Raw genomic sequence first — 13,156 nt, 5'->3', positions numbered from 1 at the left:
CTGGGGAAAGCTCTTGTACAACGCCGAAACCAGTCTGAAAGCGTCTTTCCGGTCGGGACTTGAAGGAAACGCCAGTGCGTATCGCAACTTCCTCGCAGATCTGACCCGCCACCTTCGCGGCTATTTGCGTAAGCGTCTGCCCCACATGCAGGATGACGTCGAAGACCTGATACAGGAAATCCTTCTGGCCGTACATAATGCTCGCCACACCTATCGACCTGACGAACCGCTGACGGCCTGGATACATGCAATAGCCCGGTATAAACTCACGGACTATTTCCGGACCCGAGCGCGCAAAGACGCCTTGACTGATTCTATCGACGACCAGGACGATATTTTTGCATCGACGGACGATGAGCCCGCCGATGCGCGCCGGGATATCGGCAAGTTGCTGGCGAGTCTGCCGGCCAAGCAGAAAATGTCGATCCTGCATGTCAAGCTGGAAGGACGATCCGTTGCTGAGACTGCGCATCTGACCGGATTGTCCGAAGCTTCCGTCAAGGTCAGTGTTCACCGGGGACTGAAAGCACTTGCCGCCTTGGTAAGAGGCACAGCATGAAAACAGAAGAACTTGTCGACCTGCTCGCGACCGGGGCAGAGCCAGTGAGCCGCGATACAGCAGCGCGTCGCTTTACTTTGGCGTTGCTCGTTGCCGCCCTTGGCGCACTGTTGCTAGTGCAGTGGAAATTCGGACTGCGCCCGGATTTGGCATCCGTCGCATACACTGGATTGTTCCTCGCGAAGATTGCTCTTCCCACGTGTATTGCGATTGGCGCCCTTATTGCCACTACTCGCCTTTCACGACCGGGAGCGAAAATCGGCAGAGCGCAGTTGCTGGTGGGTATGCCGATAGCTTTGGTCTGGTTAGCGGGCGCGATATTTGTCTGCATGGCAGAACCGCAAGACCGCCCTCTTCTTCTGTTCGGGATGTCCTGGCGAACCTGCCCATTCAACATTCTGATGCTCTCGATTCCGGGCTTTATCGCTGTGTTCGTCGCGGTGAGGAGCCTCGCACCAACGAATCTTAGACTGGCTGGCGCGTCGGCAGGATTGCTATCCAGTTCCATCGCCACCATCGCGTACTGCCTTCATTGCCCGGAAATGAGCCCGGCTTTCTGGAGCATCTGGTATGTGCTGGGGATGGTCCTCGTTGCTGGCTTGGGTGCTGCACTCGGGCCAAAGCTGCTGCGCTGGTAATCCTCTCCAGTACTTAGCGACGTGTGCGCATCAGAAAGCCAGATACTGCATGGTCCGGCTAGATGATGCGGTTTCATGTGCATAAACGTGCGCACCTATTTCCAGAAGTGTGTCGCGAGTGCTGGTATTGTTCGTAACGAACTGCCAGTTCGCTGGTTCCACACCCGCTCCAGCGTCTCTATCGATGCGAGCTAGCGCGTCAGTCATCACGTCACGCTCTATCGAATGGATGACGAAGCCTTCGTTCGCAAGCGATGCGACTCCGATTCCAAGCTCATCACAAAGCCGCGCCCTGATCCCGGCGTCGTGATAGTCATTGAGACGAAATCGCTCGGCAGCAATCACCCTTGCAGAATTCACCAACCGGCCGCCCTGCAAGAATGTTGGCTGGTCTGCTGCCCAGGCTTCCGATGGACACGACTTGGAAGCAGGAACCAACTCAATGAACGGATTTACTTCAGCGGGATAGATACGGCATGCAAGCGGTCGTGCTTCGTATGCCCCGCATCGCATGTCCGGCAGCAGATTCGGACACGGCCCATCGAACGAAGCAACAACGCTCACGACAACGCGAATTGGCAGGTCTCCGCTCAACGCCGCGAAAGACCTGCGTCGTTTGTGGCGTGCCTGCAGATTGCTTTCTTCGGGTTCAACAGGCCATGGAATTGCTTCGCAGAACAGTTGCACGTCTCCTCCGCGTCGAAGCCACTCTCCGGCTTCGCTGAGACTCAGAGGAAGCCGTAGGCCGTGGCAACACTTGCCGCACATCGTGCACGAGAAATGGACCGTCATGTCTTTGGATCCGACCGGTTGTGGATTGTGAATCGCCTTATGCCCATCTCGCCCTGTTCGCGAGAAGCTGGTCTATCGAAATCTTGCCCGGCCCCCACGCTGCGATCGCGAGCGCCATCGCGGCCCAGGTGATGTGGATCGGCCATCCGTCAGGAACGGTGATTTCGATAATGCACGTCATGAGAAACAGGCCTACTGCTGCAAAACGCGTACCGAATCCAAGCACGAGCAGCACGGGAAACATGACTTCGCCGCAGCCAGATAAAAACGCAAACACCGCCGGCATCGGGTAATGGTACGGCCCTCCCGGCAAATGCAACTGGAATTCATCAGTGAAGAGGGTGATAGCTGTATCGTTCAATTTCAGAAAGCCATGCCACTTGAGCATGCCTGATTTCCAGAACGGCACCGAAAGCGCTAACCGTAGCACGAGCTGTGTCAACGAGGTTTGTGCCAGCGTCTGGATGAACCGGCTCGCGTTGCCGATGAGAGTGGCCACATTCGCACCATCGGTTCGGTCGTTCGATTGTCTTTGAGAAATCATCATGAATCTCCGAATTTGATCCCGGTAAACGCTCCGGACTCGATCATTCCTGCCAGGTTGCCCCGCAGGTCAAAGGAAGACGTCTCTTCGAACGCCGCTGATACGGCCTCGCCGAGAGACGCGCCATCAATCAGGGCTTTGAGGAACACCGCACCACCTGGTGGAAGCCTGGACACAAGAACATCCTGATCTGGCCTCGTCACCAGAGCGTCCTCGCTTTCAGCCGAGCAGATGGGAGTGACCGGTTCATCACGACGGTTCATCGCGAAAATGGAGACGGCCGGGTAGTTAGAGCGCGTCACGCGCGCAGATGGATGAGGCGTGAAGCACAGCGACCCGATGCGGTCAGAGGCGACCGCCGAGAACACCTCCTGACTCATGGCCTGCCCATCCGCTGCGTGATACGCATCGAGCCACACGCGCTCGATACGAGCGACATCGGCAAGCCACGGCATTTCCCGCGCGTGTTCGTAGCTTTCTATGAAAGCCGGGAAGTCGCGACCGTACTCAAACAGCAAAGGCGAAGCCGGCGGCGTCACACGAACATGAAAACGCGCCATCGCCCTAAAGAATTCAGTTCCTGTTATGCGTCGCACGGCAGGATACACGGCAGCAAGTGCATCAATCAGGCTTACAGTAACGTTGTTTCGATACACGTTGTAACGCAACGCCACGCCCTTCCCGTCTCTCGCAACCACGTCGTCCGGCGGCGGCGCCATTGGATCAAGTAGCCCGGAGACGAATAAGGCGGCATAACTCGGGTCGGCTACATCGCCGTGCAGTTCAGAGATCACGGACTGCCTCCTCCGTTCTATTTGCGCTGGTTCTCATCATCCGCATGCGGGCCTGCATGACCTGATTCCAGAGCACTTTCCATTCGGGCAGGTCACTGTCCCATTCAATCAGCGTAGGCATCGGGCCGCGCTGTTCAATGACGTGCTCATAGAGACTCCATACCGCGTCAGAGACAGCCCGGTCGTGGCTGTCTATCAGTAGCCGATCACCTTCGTCATCGAGTTGCTCGGCGTGCCCGGCGAGATGAATCTCTCCAACAACATCCAGCGGAAACTGTTCCAGATAAGTGCGCGCGTCGTAGCCGTGATTCGTCGCGGACACGAACACGTTGTTCAGGTCGAGCAAAAGACCACAGCCCGTCCGATCTGCCACTGTCTTCAGGAACTCAGATTCCGTCATCGTTGACGACGCAAAGCGAACGTAGGTAGATGGATTCTCAAGCAGGAGCGGACGACGAATTACGTCCTGAATCTGGTCAACATGAGCGCAAACCAGTGCGAGCGTTTCTCGTGTGTATGGCAGCGGCAGCAAATCGTTAAAGAAAGCGCCACCATGACTTGACCACGCAAGATGTTCAGAGACTAGTGTCGGCTCGTACCGTAAGCACACGTCGCGAAATCGCTTCAGGTGTGCGGAGTCGAGCGGTCGAGGGCCGCCAATCGACATGCACACACCGTGAACCGACAATGGATGTTCGCGCCGCAAGCTTTCCAATGCACGATGCGGAGGTCCGCCAGCGCCCATATAGTTTTCGGCGTGAACTTCGAAGAACGTTTCCTGAGGTCGCGCATCAAGAATGTCGGCAAGATGCTCGTGCTTAAAACTGGTGCCGATCCGTCTCGAGTCGTTCGAAGCTGGGAATCGAAGACGTTGATGAACGGCAACGACATCTGCGTGGGCCATCGTTCTCATCGCGAGTCTCCGATTCCAGCCGACGACGTTAGGACTTCATGGGCGTCAGCGAGCCGTGACCACCGCCGGGAACCGAGATGCTGGTGCACGTGCCGCCTTGAACGAACTTCCATGAATTGCCCTGGAAATCGACCGACGACGTACCCTGACAGGTGGTGCCCGGACCCGCAGCGCAGTCGTTTTGGCCTTTCAGTGCTACCCCGTAGCACTTTTCCTTGTGCGCTGCCGTAGCCGCCGAAACTTCGGCGTTTGTGAGAGGCGCAGCATTGGCAACGGACGACAGCAGGCTGGCAACCGCGCCTGCAAGCAACGCTGCGTTCACAACTGTCTTTGCGGACATGTTTCTCTCCAGTAGTTTGTTGGTGGTACCCAATGCGAGTACCTAAGTAAATTCGCGTCTGGAGAGATTCGGTTACATCGATATGGAAATCTTTTTAAGCCTGCGCCAGCGAACAGTCCGAAGAAAGCTCAGCCTGCCACGTCGTCGGCTCACTGCCTGGCGCACGAGCGAGTGGTACCGCGCGAACGAATTCGCATGTTCATGCTTTCCGAGCAATGGGACTGGCAGAACGACGCCTGTTTTGTCGGGTTCCGTTGTCACGATATTTAGCTGACGCAACGTCAGGCGAAGAAGGCTTCACTGGGGCTACCTGCTAACGATCTCTTTGCATCGCGTACCCGCCGTAGACTTGACGGTCCCCGAAAACGCGACTCCTTCGGTCGCCGATATGCCCGTTTTTAATATCCACTTTGCGATGTAACCGGCTGCGTGTCGAGAACGAATTAGCTTGACGGTGATGACACTAGCTGCAGTGAAGTGCGCAGGAGAAGCTTCGACGCACAGAATGGTTGGTCAACAACTATGTACGTGATGAAGACCGCCCAGCGTCGTCGCCATAACAATGTGCAAACGGGGCGAACATGAAATTTCCAACTCAAAGCCTGCGAGTAACGGTGATCACCGGGTTTGGTGTCGTGATCGTCGCACTCGTTACCTTAGCCGCAGTTTCCATCGCTCAGGTCCAAAGTATTCGGGAACGGCTCGACGATGTTATCGATCTGAACGGGGTCAAGGAACGATACGCGATCAATTTTCGAGGAAGCGTACACGACCGCTCGATCGCCTTGCGTGACGTGACCTTGGTGGGGAAGGACGAACTACCATCTGTCGTTCAGAACATCAGAAAGCTGCAGCATGACTATGACCAGTCATCGGAGCCGCTCGAAAAGATTTTTCTGAATGGGTCGCACGTCAACGATGAAGAGAAATCAATTTACGCCGGAATCAAGGCGGCGCAGACACGCGCACTGCCCCTGATTGACCAGGTCGTCGACCTGCAGTCAAAAGGTGATTCGGACGAAGCTCGAAGGGTTCTGCTAGACAGTGCGAGACCCGCACTCGTCGCATGGCTTGCTTCCGTCAATACCATGATTGACTATGAAGAATCTCTCAGCGCCACCGAAGGTGACGAAGCACGGGAAATCAGTGTCAAGTTCGGGATCTTGATGGCCGGCCTGGCCGCCGCCGCGAGCATCCTGAGCTTCAGTGTCGTCTGGTATGTAACTCGCAAGATTTCCCGGACCCTTGGCGCCGACCCGCGTGCAATGATCGCATTCGCAAACGCGATTCGAGATGGCGACCTCTCACGACCGTCTCCCGCGCGACCTGACGATGCCAGCAGCGTCATGGCAACGGTCGCAGCGATGCGCGACAGTCTCACAAACATCGTCGACCAGGTCCGCGTAGCCGCTGGCGGTGTCGTGCAAGCCAGCCGCGAGATCGCAGATGGAACTAATGATCTTGGTGCGCGCACGAGCAGGCAGGCCGCAGCACTGGAGCAGGCCACAAACGCATTGGGCGAATTCGATTCGAGCGTTTCAGCAAATGCAGCGAACTCGAATCAGGCGGATGAGCTGGCGAACAAGGCATCTCTCACTGCAGGCAACGGAGGAGACGCAGTCGGGCGTGTCGTAGAAACCATGCATGGAATCGACGCGTCGTCCCGACGCATTGGAGAGATCGTCTCGGCCATTGACGCCATTGCTTTTCAGACGAACATTCTCGCCCTGAACGCTGCCGTCGAAGCGGCGAAGGCCGGCGGTCACGGAAAGGGGTTTGCAGTGGTCGCCGGCGAGGTGCGGATACTTGCCCAGAGAAGCGCCGAGGCTGCAAAGGAAATTAAATCGCTCGTCAAAGAGAGCGACGCACGCGTCAGCGAAGGCGGCAGGATGGTTCAGATTGCAGGGCAAACTATCGAAGAAGTGATTGTTGCCTCGAGAAACGTGACTTCCATAATGGGCGAGATCAACGACGCCTGTCGGCTGCAAACCCAACAAATTGGAGAGGTCCGCAGCATGATTGAACATCTTGAAGGCACTACACAGCAAAACGTGGCCTTGGTCGAACAGTCCGGGACCGCGACCGAAATGCTCATCGCTCAAGCCGAGAGGTTGTTGGACACCGTCAGTGTCTTCAAGACTTCGGCCCGCAAGGAACAGCATGGCTAATGATTGAGCGGAGTCGGCATGCGTTGGACGTAGTCGCTATAGAGACTGGATTCCGCGACGTTCGCGATAACTTGGGACTCGCCTCAATCGGAACCACAAGTCTGTATCTGCACTCGGAGGACGACGAGCGTCGCAAGTCAACGAATGCGCGTCACCGGCTTTCATGCTGAGGTAAATGGACAACGCCCCACCTACCCCCGAGTCGTCTTCCGGCCCAGGATGTTTCGTTTACATGCGTGTCCCCGCATGGATCCGTTCCCTGTTGGCGTGCGTCTATTGGTGAATCGACCGTACAACCGCGGTTATTGCACCGATTTGGGTATCGATCACGACAAGTTACGTAACAAATACTACTAATTCACCCAAATCAGGGTAACGATGCACGAAACCTGCCGAAACGGGCAATAACACTAGGCTTAGGTCAATTATCGTGAAACGTTACCTCAAGTTGAACAGGTAAGTGTTTGTATCAAAACAAGAAAAACGTCTTCGCTTTCTTCGCTCGATTGTTTCACAGGTATGCATAAACAGATCGGAGCGCATTAAGCCGCATGAACAGAAACAACAGATGACAGGCCTTTGGCATTAGCGCGCAGTCGTCCATTGCACGGCTCGACCTTCTGAGGAGGGTCGTACGCGGGGACTCGCTTGCCTGGTGGAGGAAGGAATCCTGCCATGGAAGGTGAATGTCGTTATAAATCAATTATTTATCAAATTTGAGGCGGCATGGCTTTTACCTCGTCGGACGGATTTCTTGACCTGCATGGTTTTCTTGAGGTTGTTTCACGTTTCTGCTGCAAGTCTTTGCCGGGATATGCTTTTTGCGCGCGGGGTGAACGCGGACACCGTTTGAGACCGTTTGAGGGGTCGTAGGCGGGTTTGGCTTTGGCCTGTTGGTATGCCGCGTCTCCTGGAAGTTGCGGGCGCCTGTAGAGGCATTCTGTCGGAAGACAGGCTAGTTGCTCCGGGGTTGTCCATTTATGCGTTGCCACGGATTTTCATTCAGTAACGCTTATTAATTTTGAGATAAGGCCGTGCGGCCCGGGGTGGCGATGCCACCGAAGCGCGGCTTGCAGACAGACGGAGCAGTGTCTGCATATCCGCGCCAGCGGGTCTCACTGCAACTCGTGGTTAAGTACACGATGTCGAGCGGTCGAACGCTTTCGCCACTCGTAGCCATCTTGCGGATATTCCTGCTCCTGCTCCTGCTCCTGCTCCTGCTCCTGCTCCTGCTCCTGCTCCTGCTCCTGCTCCTGCTCCTGCTCCTGCTCCTGCTCCTGCTCCTGCTCCTGCTCCTGCTCCTGCTCCTGCTCCTGCTCCTGCTCGTGTCGCTGTCGCTGTCGCTGTCGCTGTCGCTGTCGCTGTCGCTGTCGCTGTCGCTGTCGCTGTCGCTGTCGCTGTCGCTGTCGCTGTCGCTGTCGCTGTCGCTGTCGCTGTCGCTGTCGCTGTCGCTGTCGCTGTCGCTGTCGCTGTCGCTGTCGCTGTCGCTGTCGCTGCAACGCGCGAGAGGCTCATTCGCCCGAGAGGCTTGGATACGGCCGCTACCGCAGTTCATCTCGCCTCGGCTCCAAAGATCCGAAAAGGCACCGATCTTCAAAAGTTGGGCTCGTCGCAGCTGCCGCATCCACTCGATCGGCGTCCCACGTCATCGTCCACTGCCCGACCCGGGCATTATTAATGCCGTGGACTGACCATACACATGGAACGACGAAACTGCATTCGATCACCACAAGACAGCGGTCGTTGGTCTAGCACGTGACACGCTGAGAGCCATGGTGTCACTGGGGGAGCACGTCCTCATTGCTTGTCCAAGACAGGGCGACTGTCCGCGTTTTTGAAGGATACGGCTGACGTGCTCGATGCGCTTTTCGTGGCTACGGTCCCGTCACGATTTTCCGAGGCGATTGACGCTGCGCTCGCGGAGTACGTGGACTGGTAACGCACGGTTCACTCGAGATGCCGGTTTTTCTTGCGCCACATCCGGACGAAGAATCTCGGTCGCCGACCAGAGTCCTCAGCTTCCAAAGGCGCGATGTAGTCGATCGACCAGCCTACGACGGCCATTGCACCTGCACAATCGCGCGCGGATATGGCTCGGCGAGGTGCATCGATAACCCACCGTCGCGACAAGGTCGCGCTCGATCAATCGGCGCCCAAGTACCTGTCCTCGACCTTGGGGAACGTGTGGGAGTCTGCCACCCTCGATACGCTCGGAGCATGACTACTCGCCTACGCGCAGCAACGCCTCACCGGAACCGGCCAAAGTCCATTTGTCATTTCCGCGAGCCGTCGGCCAGCTATTTACGGTAAATACCTTTCAGACGCGATGATTAGTGCGCTCACCGCTTCAACCAGTGCGGGTTATTTACGGTAAATAGCCCCCACTGTCCGACCTCCGTTAAGCCGATCACCGAAACCGGCAAACTTCTCGTGCGCACTTTCCCGCGCGGCGACGCGAAGGATTGCGCGAGAGCACACACGCGGCCACCTGCACAGCCCTATTTACCGTAAATAACCCACCACAGAATTTCCGCGCCGCCCTAAAACAGCCACCGGCACCGCACACACTGAACACGGTCACACAGAAACTGGGTTCGCCTACAACGCGTGATGGACCCGATCCTGAGAATCCCGTCCCGGTGCCCCGAACGATCACCAGAGCCTGAAGCCAGCCCACGCGCGCCGCCACACAAAAATACCCCAGCCGCCAGAAGCGCAGTGCCAGAAAAATCGCGGAGAGTGGGGAGAGAGACTGGTCGAATGACCAAAAAGAAAAGCGGCGTCACAAGAAACGAACGCCGCCTGGGGGAAGACACTCAACTACCAAACACGAACAAATCACATTACACCGGGTGCCCACCGTCCACCAGACGGGCACCCGCGCAAACCTCAATCAGCCGCCGACTGCACATCCTCAAGAAATCCAGTAATCAACTGCCGCAACTCTTCCACGCGATCTTGCGGCACACCGCTCGCGCGCAAACGAATCACCAACAGTTCTCCCTTCCGCTCGATCCCAACCTCCTCTTCCTTCCGGACAGGAGCCGCGGGCCGAGCCGCCGCCAGCAACGCAGCCAGCACCTCAGGAGCCGTACGCGACGAATCCTCAGCAAGCTCGACCGCCCGCTGGACGACCTCGTCGGCAGCTTTCTTGAGCGCGACCGACAACTTCCGCGCAGCCTGAAACTGGATATCGTGCGGGGATGGGAACGCACCAACCACCTCGGCCGGAAGCTCGGCCACGAGCAGCGCGCTAGAGATATTCCCCTGCGACAGACCGCACGCCTTCGCCATCGCGTTCTGCGACGGCCACAACTTGTCGTCGAGCGCACGCTTGTACCAGACCCCCTGTTCCCAAGGACTCAGGTTTTTCCGCGCGCGGTTCTCCTGATCCATCTGGACAAACTGACCTTGCTCCGTGATCTCGCCATCGACGATCGCGTTCACCGGCAAATCGAGTTCCATGCACGCGCGATGCCGACGATGCCCGAACACAATTTCGTATCCTTCACCGTCGCCCGAAGGACGTACCTTGATCGGTTGCGTGTTGCCGCCCGCCTCGGCGATCAACGACTTCAGCTCGGCAAAACTCTCGTCACCGAAATCCTGGCGGTTCGCCCATTTTGACGCCCGGATAGTCTTCGGATCGAGCGCACGGATCGCGACGGCGCCGTCGTATTCCTTAAGCTGCGCTTCCAGTTGCGAGACGCGATCCGAGCTTTCGCGCATCGCGCTGCGAAACGCCAGCATCTGCCCGGGCGCGGTACGCGGCGATGCACTACGCCCCGCGTCCTGGGACGGAGCAGGAACCATCAAGTCACCCGTCTTCTTTGCAAGCCTGTCCTTGATCGACATTTACTCCTCCCCTTATTCTGACTTCGCCCAGAAGGCCACAATGGATTGCTCGACGATTTCCGTCACCCGGTCATAGGCTTCGCGCGCCCTTCGGTACGTCTTCGCGTTGCCGTCGTATCGGGAAATGTCGTATACGGTGCCGAACTCAGCCGAACTTGCCGCCGTCACCGCCGTCTTCGGAATTTCGACGGGCAGAACCTTTTCCGCATAAGTAGCCGAGATCCATTCCCGCACAACGCCCGCGGCAGCATCGGCAGGGTCCACACGCGAAAGCAGCACGTGAATGAACTCGAACGACTTGTCCGTGTTCGTTTCTGCCGTGAGGTTCGACGCGAGATCGCTGAAGAGCGTCCAGAATTGCGCCGAGCTGGCAAAGTCGAGTGCATTCGGCGGCGTCGGGACGATCAGGCCATCGGCGGCCATGAACGCGTTGACGGTGCCGTAGCTCAGCGCGGGCGGCGTGTCGATGATGATCACGTCATAGTTGCTGCGCGCCTGTTCGAGGCTCGTGTTCAACACGTTCCAGAATTCGAAGTCCGGTTCCTTCATTTGCCGGCTCGGCAGGATGAACTCGACGTTGAAGAGCGAAGACGAGGCAGGCACGAGATCGATGCCATCCCAATACGTCTCGCGGATTGCGTATTCGATACTCGTTTGATCTCCTGTCGCCAAGGCCGTGATCGTCGAATCTTCCTCGACCTCGGTATCGGGAAGAATGCCGAACAACGTGGTCAACGAGCCTTGCGGATCGGTGTCGATCACCAGCACGCGATGACCGCGCAAACTCAAGCCTTGGGCTAGCGTCATCGCCGTAGTCGTCTTGCTGACGCCACCCTTGAAGTTACCGATGGCGACCGTCATGGCCGGTGCATTCGCCGGTCGCAGCGCGTTGCCGCGGTAGGCGCGTACCCATTCGCGGGCTTCCAGCAAGGAGAATTCGCGCCGCGAGCCCGTCGCGTTGACGGTTCCCGGGGGAAGGTCCCCTTTCGACGTGCGGTAAGTGATTTGACTCTTGTCGACTTCACACAGCGCAGCAAGCTGGGAAGCGTTGAAAACGGGAGGGTTTTTGCGGGCGTTGGGAGCCAGCATGCGACCCCGAACCTGCGAGACGATGTCAGTCGCGCGCGCGGCCTGATCGACGATGTCTTGAATAGTGATGTTCATTAGCTGATCCGCAAAAGACGATGCAGTCAGCTTATATCAGATGGCTCGACAGAAAGCCATTTATTCAACGGAAAACCGCGATTTTTATGAATTCCGTTGCAACGAAACTTCCTGGTGATTCTCAGAAAGCCAACCGTCGAACTTTGTCGCGTCGAATTCCGGACGCACGCGGTTTCTCAGCCACGACGCGAAATTCACACGCCCCACCGAGCCGGAAAACAGCCCCGGGCTATCGGGACGGAACTCGCGCGCATATTTGGCTCCGTCGCCTTCGACGAACTGACGGGCAAACGCGCGCTTCTCATCCTGTGTCAGCGCCTTCACGGCTGCAGCGCACTGGAGGCGATCGAAGTCGATCCGCAATTCCTGCATGCGGGCGTCGAGGGTGCGCGTGCGCACGGCCGCCGCCTGCTTCTGAGCCTTTTCGCGTTTCTCTTTTTCGTATTCCGGCTCAGACACATCGGCCTTGTTCTCGATCAGCGTCCGAATGAACCCGGCCGTAGAACGCTTGATCTGACCTTTGCGGTCTTTCTCTTCCGCCAGCTGCACGACCAGACGGGCTCGCTCCTCATCCTCGATGACGAAACTGAGCGCCAGCTTGTCGCCAATCCCGTGAGCCCGGAGCTTCCGATAAATTTCACTGTCGCGGACGTGCGCGAACTCGTCTTCTGTCTCGGGCGTAAGAAGCGACTGTTGCGCGCCTTGCCGGATCAGAAACTTCACACCCGTGACCGAACGACCGAGCCGCTGATACTCGACGTCGACGTTGATGTCTGAGACGTCGTTGATCTCCTTGACGGCCTTCTGAATCACCTTGCTATTCAGGCGGCGAAAGTCGTCGTAATACTCCTGGGTCGCTCCCAGCAGTTTCCGAAGGACGGGCAATTCGATCCAGCCGGTCGAGCCAACCTTCTGAAAACGCAGGCAATTCTCATAGAGTGTCAACGCATGCGACTTCGAAAATTTGCGCTGCACGCCGAGATTCACGGTAGCGTAAATGGACGGATCGTAAAGCTTCTCGGCCAACGCCTCGTCGTAGCGGTACGAGCAGACGCCCGCGCGAATTTCCGCGAAAGAGAGTATCGGCATGACGCTCCAACGTTCACGTCCGTCATCCATGACGTTGAACTCGACGGCCGTGGTGGCAAGCTGCCTGAGCGCTTCTCGAAGCTTTTCGGTGTTTTCGCTTTCGGTCCAGCCGAGTACGAGCATGAGCGTTCGCACCGGTAGACGGTGCGTTCTCGTGTTCAGAAGGTTGTCGTATGAATGCAGTAGCAGCACGTTGGAAAGCTTCCGCTCCAGCAGCGAAAGCTCGCCGCTCGTGTGGATGGCCGCCACGTGCTTTTTGACGCTTTCAGTACGAACCTCAGTCGGCGAAGATCTGGGCAT

Annotated in this window: 12 protein-coding genes; 4 read left to right on the top strand and 8 right to left on the bottom strand. The window is 57.4% G+C overall.

Features of this window, described 5'->3' with window-relative positions; translation table 11 throughout:
- Positions 1-13 precede the first annotated feature (13 nt).
- Both C2L66_RS29545 and C2L66_RS29540 read left to right on the top strand, forming a co-directional pair.
- Positions 14-559: a sigma-70 family RNA polymerase sigma factor gene (locus tag C2L66_RS29545; RefSeq protein ID WP_082670530.1), complete on the top strand. Its 546-nt coding sequence runs from the start codon at positions 14-16 to the stop codon at positions 557-559.
- Entirely contained in the window at positions 556-1,197 is a 642-nt protein-coding gene (locus tag C2L66_RS29540; protein ID WP_060609570.1) for a DUF1109 domain-containing protein, read from the top strand. The genes C2L66_RS29545 and C2L66_RS29540 overlap by 4 nt, the downstream gene beginning before the upstream one ends.
- Positions 1,198-1,227: 30 nt before the next feature.
- Here the strand turns inward: C2L66_RS29540 and C2L66_RS29535 are convergent, their stop codons facing one another.
- From C2L66_RS29535 to C2L66_RS29515, 5 genes are all read right to left on the bottom strand, one after another.
- Positions 1,228-1,965, bottom strand: a complete 738-nt coding sequence (locus tag C2L66_RS29535) for a YkgJ family cysteine cluster protein (RefSeq protein ID WP_233445109.1) — start codon at positions 1,963-1,965, stop codon at positions 1,228-1,230.
- Between the two features lie 61 nt (positions 1,966-2,026).
- Positions 2,027-2,533 carry a DoxX family protein gene (locus C2L66_RS29530; RefSeq protein WP_060609564.1) on the bottom strand — a complete coding sequence of 169 codons (507 nt, stop codon included), beginning with the start codon at positions 2,531-2,533 and terminating at the stop codon, positions 2,027-2,029.
- Positions 2,533-3,315, bottom strand: a complete 783-nt coding sequence (locus C2L66_RS29525) for an HvfC/BufC N-terminal domain-containing protein (RefSeq protein ID WP_060610646.1) — start codon at positions 3,313-3,315, stop codon at positions 2,533-2,535. Before C2L66_RS29525 ends, C2L66_RS29530 begins: the two co-directional genes overlap by 1 nt.
- A gap of 1 nt (position 3,316) precedes the next feature.
- On the bottom strand, positions 3,317-4,240 hold the full coding sequence (bufB, locus tag C2L66_RS29520) for an MNIO family bufferin maturase (protein ID WP_082670528.1): 924 nt from the start codon (positions 4,238-4,240) through the stop codon (positions 3,317-3,319).
- A gap of 28 nt (positions 4,241-4,268) precedes the next feature.
- Positions 4,269-4,580, bottom strand: coding sequence for a BufA1 family periplasmic bufferin-type metallophore (locus C2L66_RS29515; RefSeq protein ID WP_054931389.1), 312 nt, complete (start codon positions 4,578-4,580; stop codon positions 4,269-4,271).
- Between the two features lie 581 nt (positions 4,581-5,161).
- Between C2L66_RS29515 and C2L66_RS29510 the strand changes: the two genes are divergently transcribed.
- Together C2L66_RS29510 and C2L66_RS41485 are read left to right on the top strand one after the other, a co-directional pair.
- On the top strand, positions 5,162-6,748 hold the full coding sequence (locus C2L66_RS29510) for a methyl-accepting chemotaxis protein (RefSeq protein WP_060609561.1): 1,587 nt from the start codon (positions 5,162-5,164) through the stop codon (positions 6,746-6,748).
- 1,181 nt (positions 6,749-7,929) lie between these two features.
- Positions 7,930-8,439, top strand: a complete 510-nt coding sequence (locus tag C2L66_RS41485) for a hypothetical protein (protein WP_211301921.1) — start codon at positions 7,930-7,932, stop codon at positions 8,437-8,439.
- Positions 8,440-9,637: 1,198 nt separating this feature from the next.
- Here the strand turns inward: C2L66_RS41485 and C2L66_RS29500 are convergent.
- From C2L66_RS29500 to C2L66_RS29490, 3 genes are all read right to left on the bottom strand, one after another.
- Positions 9,638-10,603, bottom strand: coding sequence for a ParB/RepB/Spo0J family partition protein (locus tag C2L66_RS29500; protein WP_054931360.1), 966 nt, complete (start codon positions 10,601-10,603; stop codon positions 9,638-9,640).
- A gap of 12 nt (positions 10,604-10,615) precedes the next feature.
- Positions 10,616-11,767, bottom strand: coding sequence for a ParA family protein (locus C2L66_RS29495; RefSeq protein ID WP_035992259.1), 1,152 nt, complete (start codon positions 11,765-11,767; stop codon positions 10,616-10,618).
- 84 nt (positions 11,768-11,851) lie between these two features.
- The gene (locus C2L66_RS29490) at positions 11,852-13,156 is read right to left on the bottom strand and encodes a replication initiation protein (protein WP_060609558.1); all 1,305 of its coding nucleotides are present in this window, start codon (positions 13,154-13,156) and stop codon (positions 11,852-11,854) included.

Origin of the sequence: Paraburkholderia caribensis (assembly GCF_002902945.1) — a bacterium.
GTDB classification, from domain to species: Bacteria; Pseudomonadota; Gammaproteobacteria; order Burkholderiales; family Burkholderiaceae; genus Paraburkholderia; species Paraburkholderia caribensis.
This window is presented reverse-complemented; position numbering and strand designations above follow the sequence as displayed.

Bases quoted from the DNA above. Each gene is read 5' to 3' on its own strand.
- C2L66_RS29540 (WP_060609570.1), top strand. From the start codon at position 556: ATGAAAACAGAAGAACTTGTCGACCTGCTCGCGACCGGGGCAGAGCCA.
- C2L66_RS29535 (WP_233445109.1), bottom strand. From the start codon at position 1,965: ATGTGCGGCAAGTGTTGCCACGGCCTACGGCTTCCTCTGAGTCTCAGC.
- C2L66_RS29530 (WP_060609564.1), bottom strand. From the start codon at position 2,533: ATGATTTCTCAAAGACAATCGAACGACCGAACCGATGGTGCGAATGTG.
- bufB (WP_082670528.1), bottom strand. From the start codon at position 4,240: ATGAGAACGATGGCCCACGCAGATGTCGTTGCCGTTCATCAACGTCTT.
- C2L66_RS29515 (WP_054931389.1), bottom strand. From the start codon at position 4,580: ATGTCCGCAAAGACAGTTGTGAACGCAGCGTTGCTTGCAGGCGCGGTT.
- C2L66_RS29510 (WP_060609561.1), top strand. From the start codon at position 5,162: ATGAAATTTCCAACTCAAAGCCTGCGAGTAACGGTGATCACCGGGTTT.
- C2L66_RS29500 (WP_054931360.1), bottom strand. From the start codon at position 10,603: ATGTCGATCAAGGACAGGCTTGCAAAGAAGACGGGTGACTTGATGGTT.
- C2L66_RS29495 (WP_035992259.1), bottom strand. From the start codon at position 11,767: ATGAACATCACTATTCAAGACATCGTCGATCAGGCCGCGCGCGCGACT.
- C2L66_RS29490 (WP_060609558.1), bottom strand. From the start codon at position 13,156: ATGCCCAGATCTTCGCCGACTGAGGTTCGTACTGAAAGCGTCAAAAAG.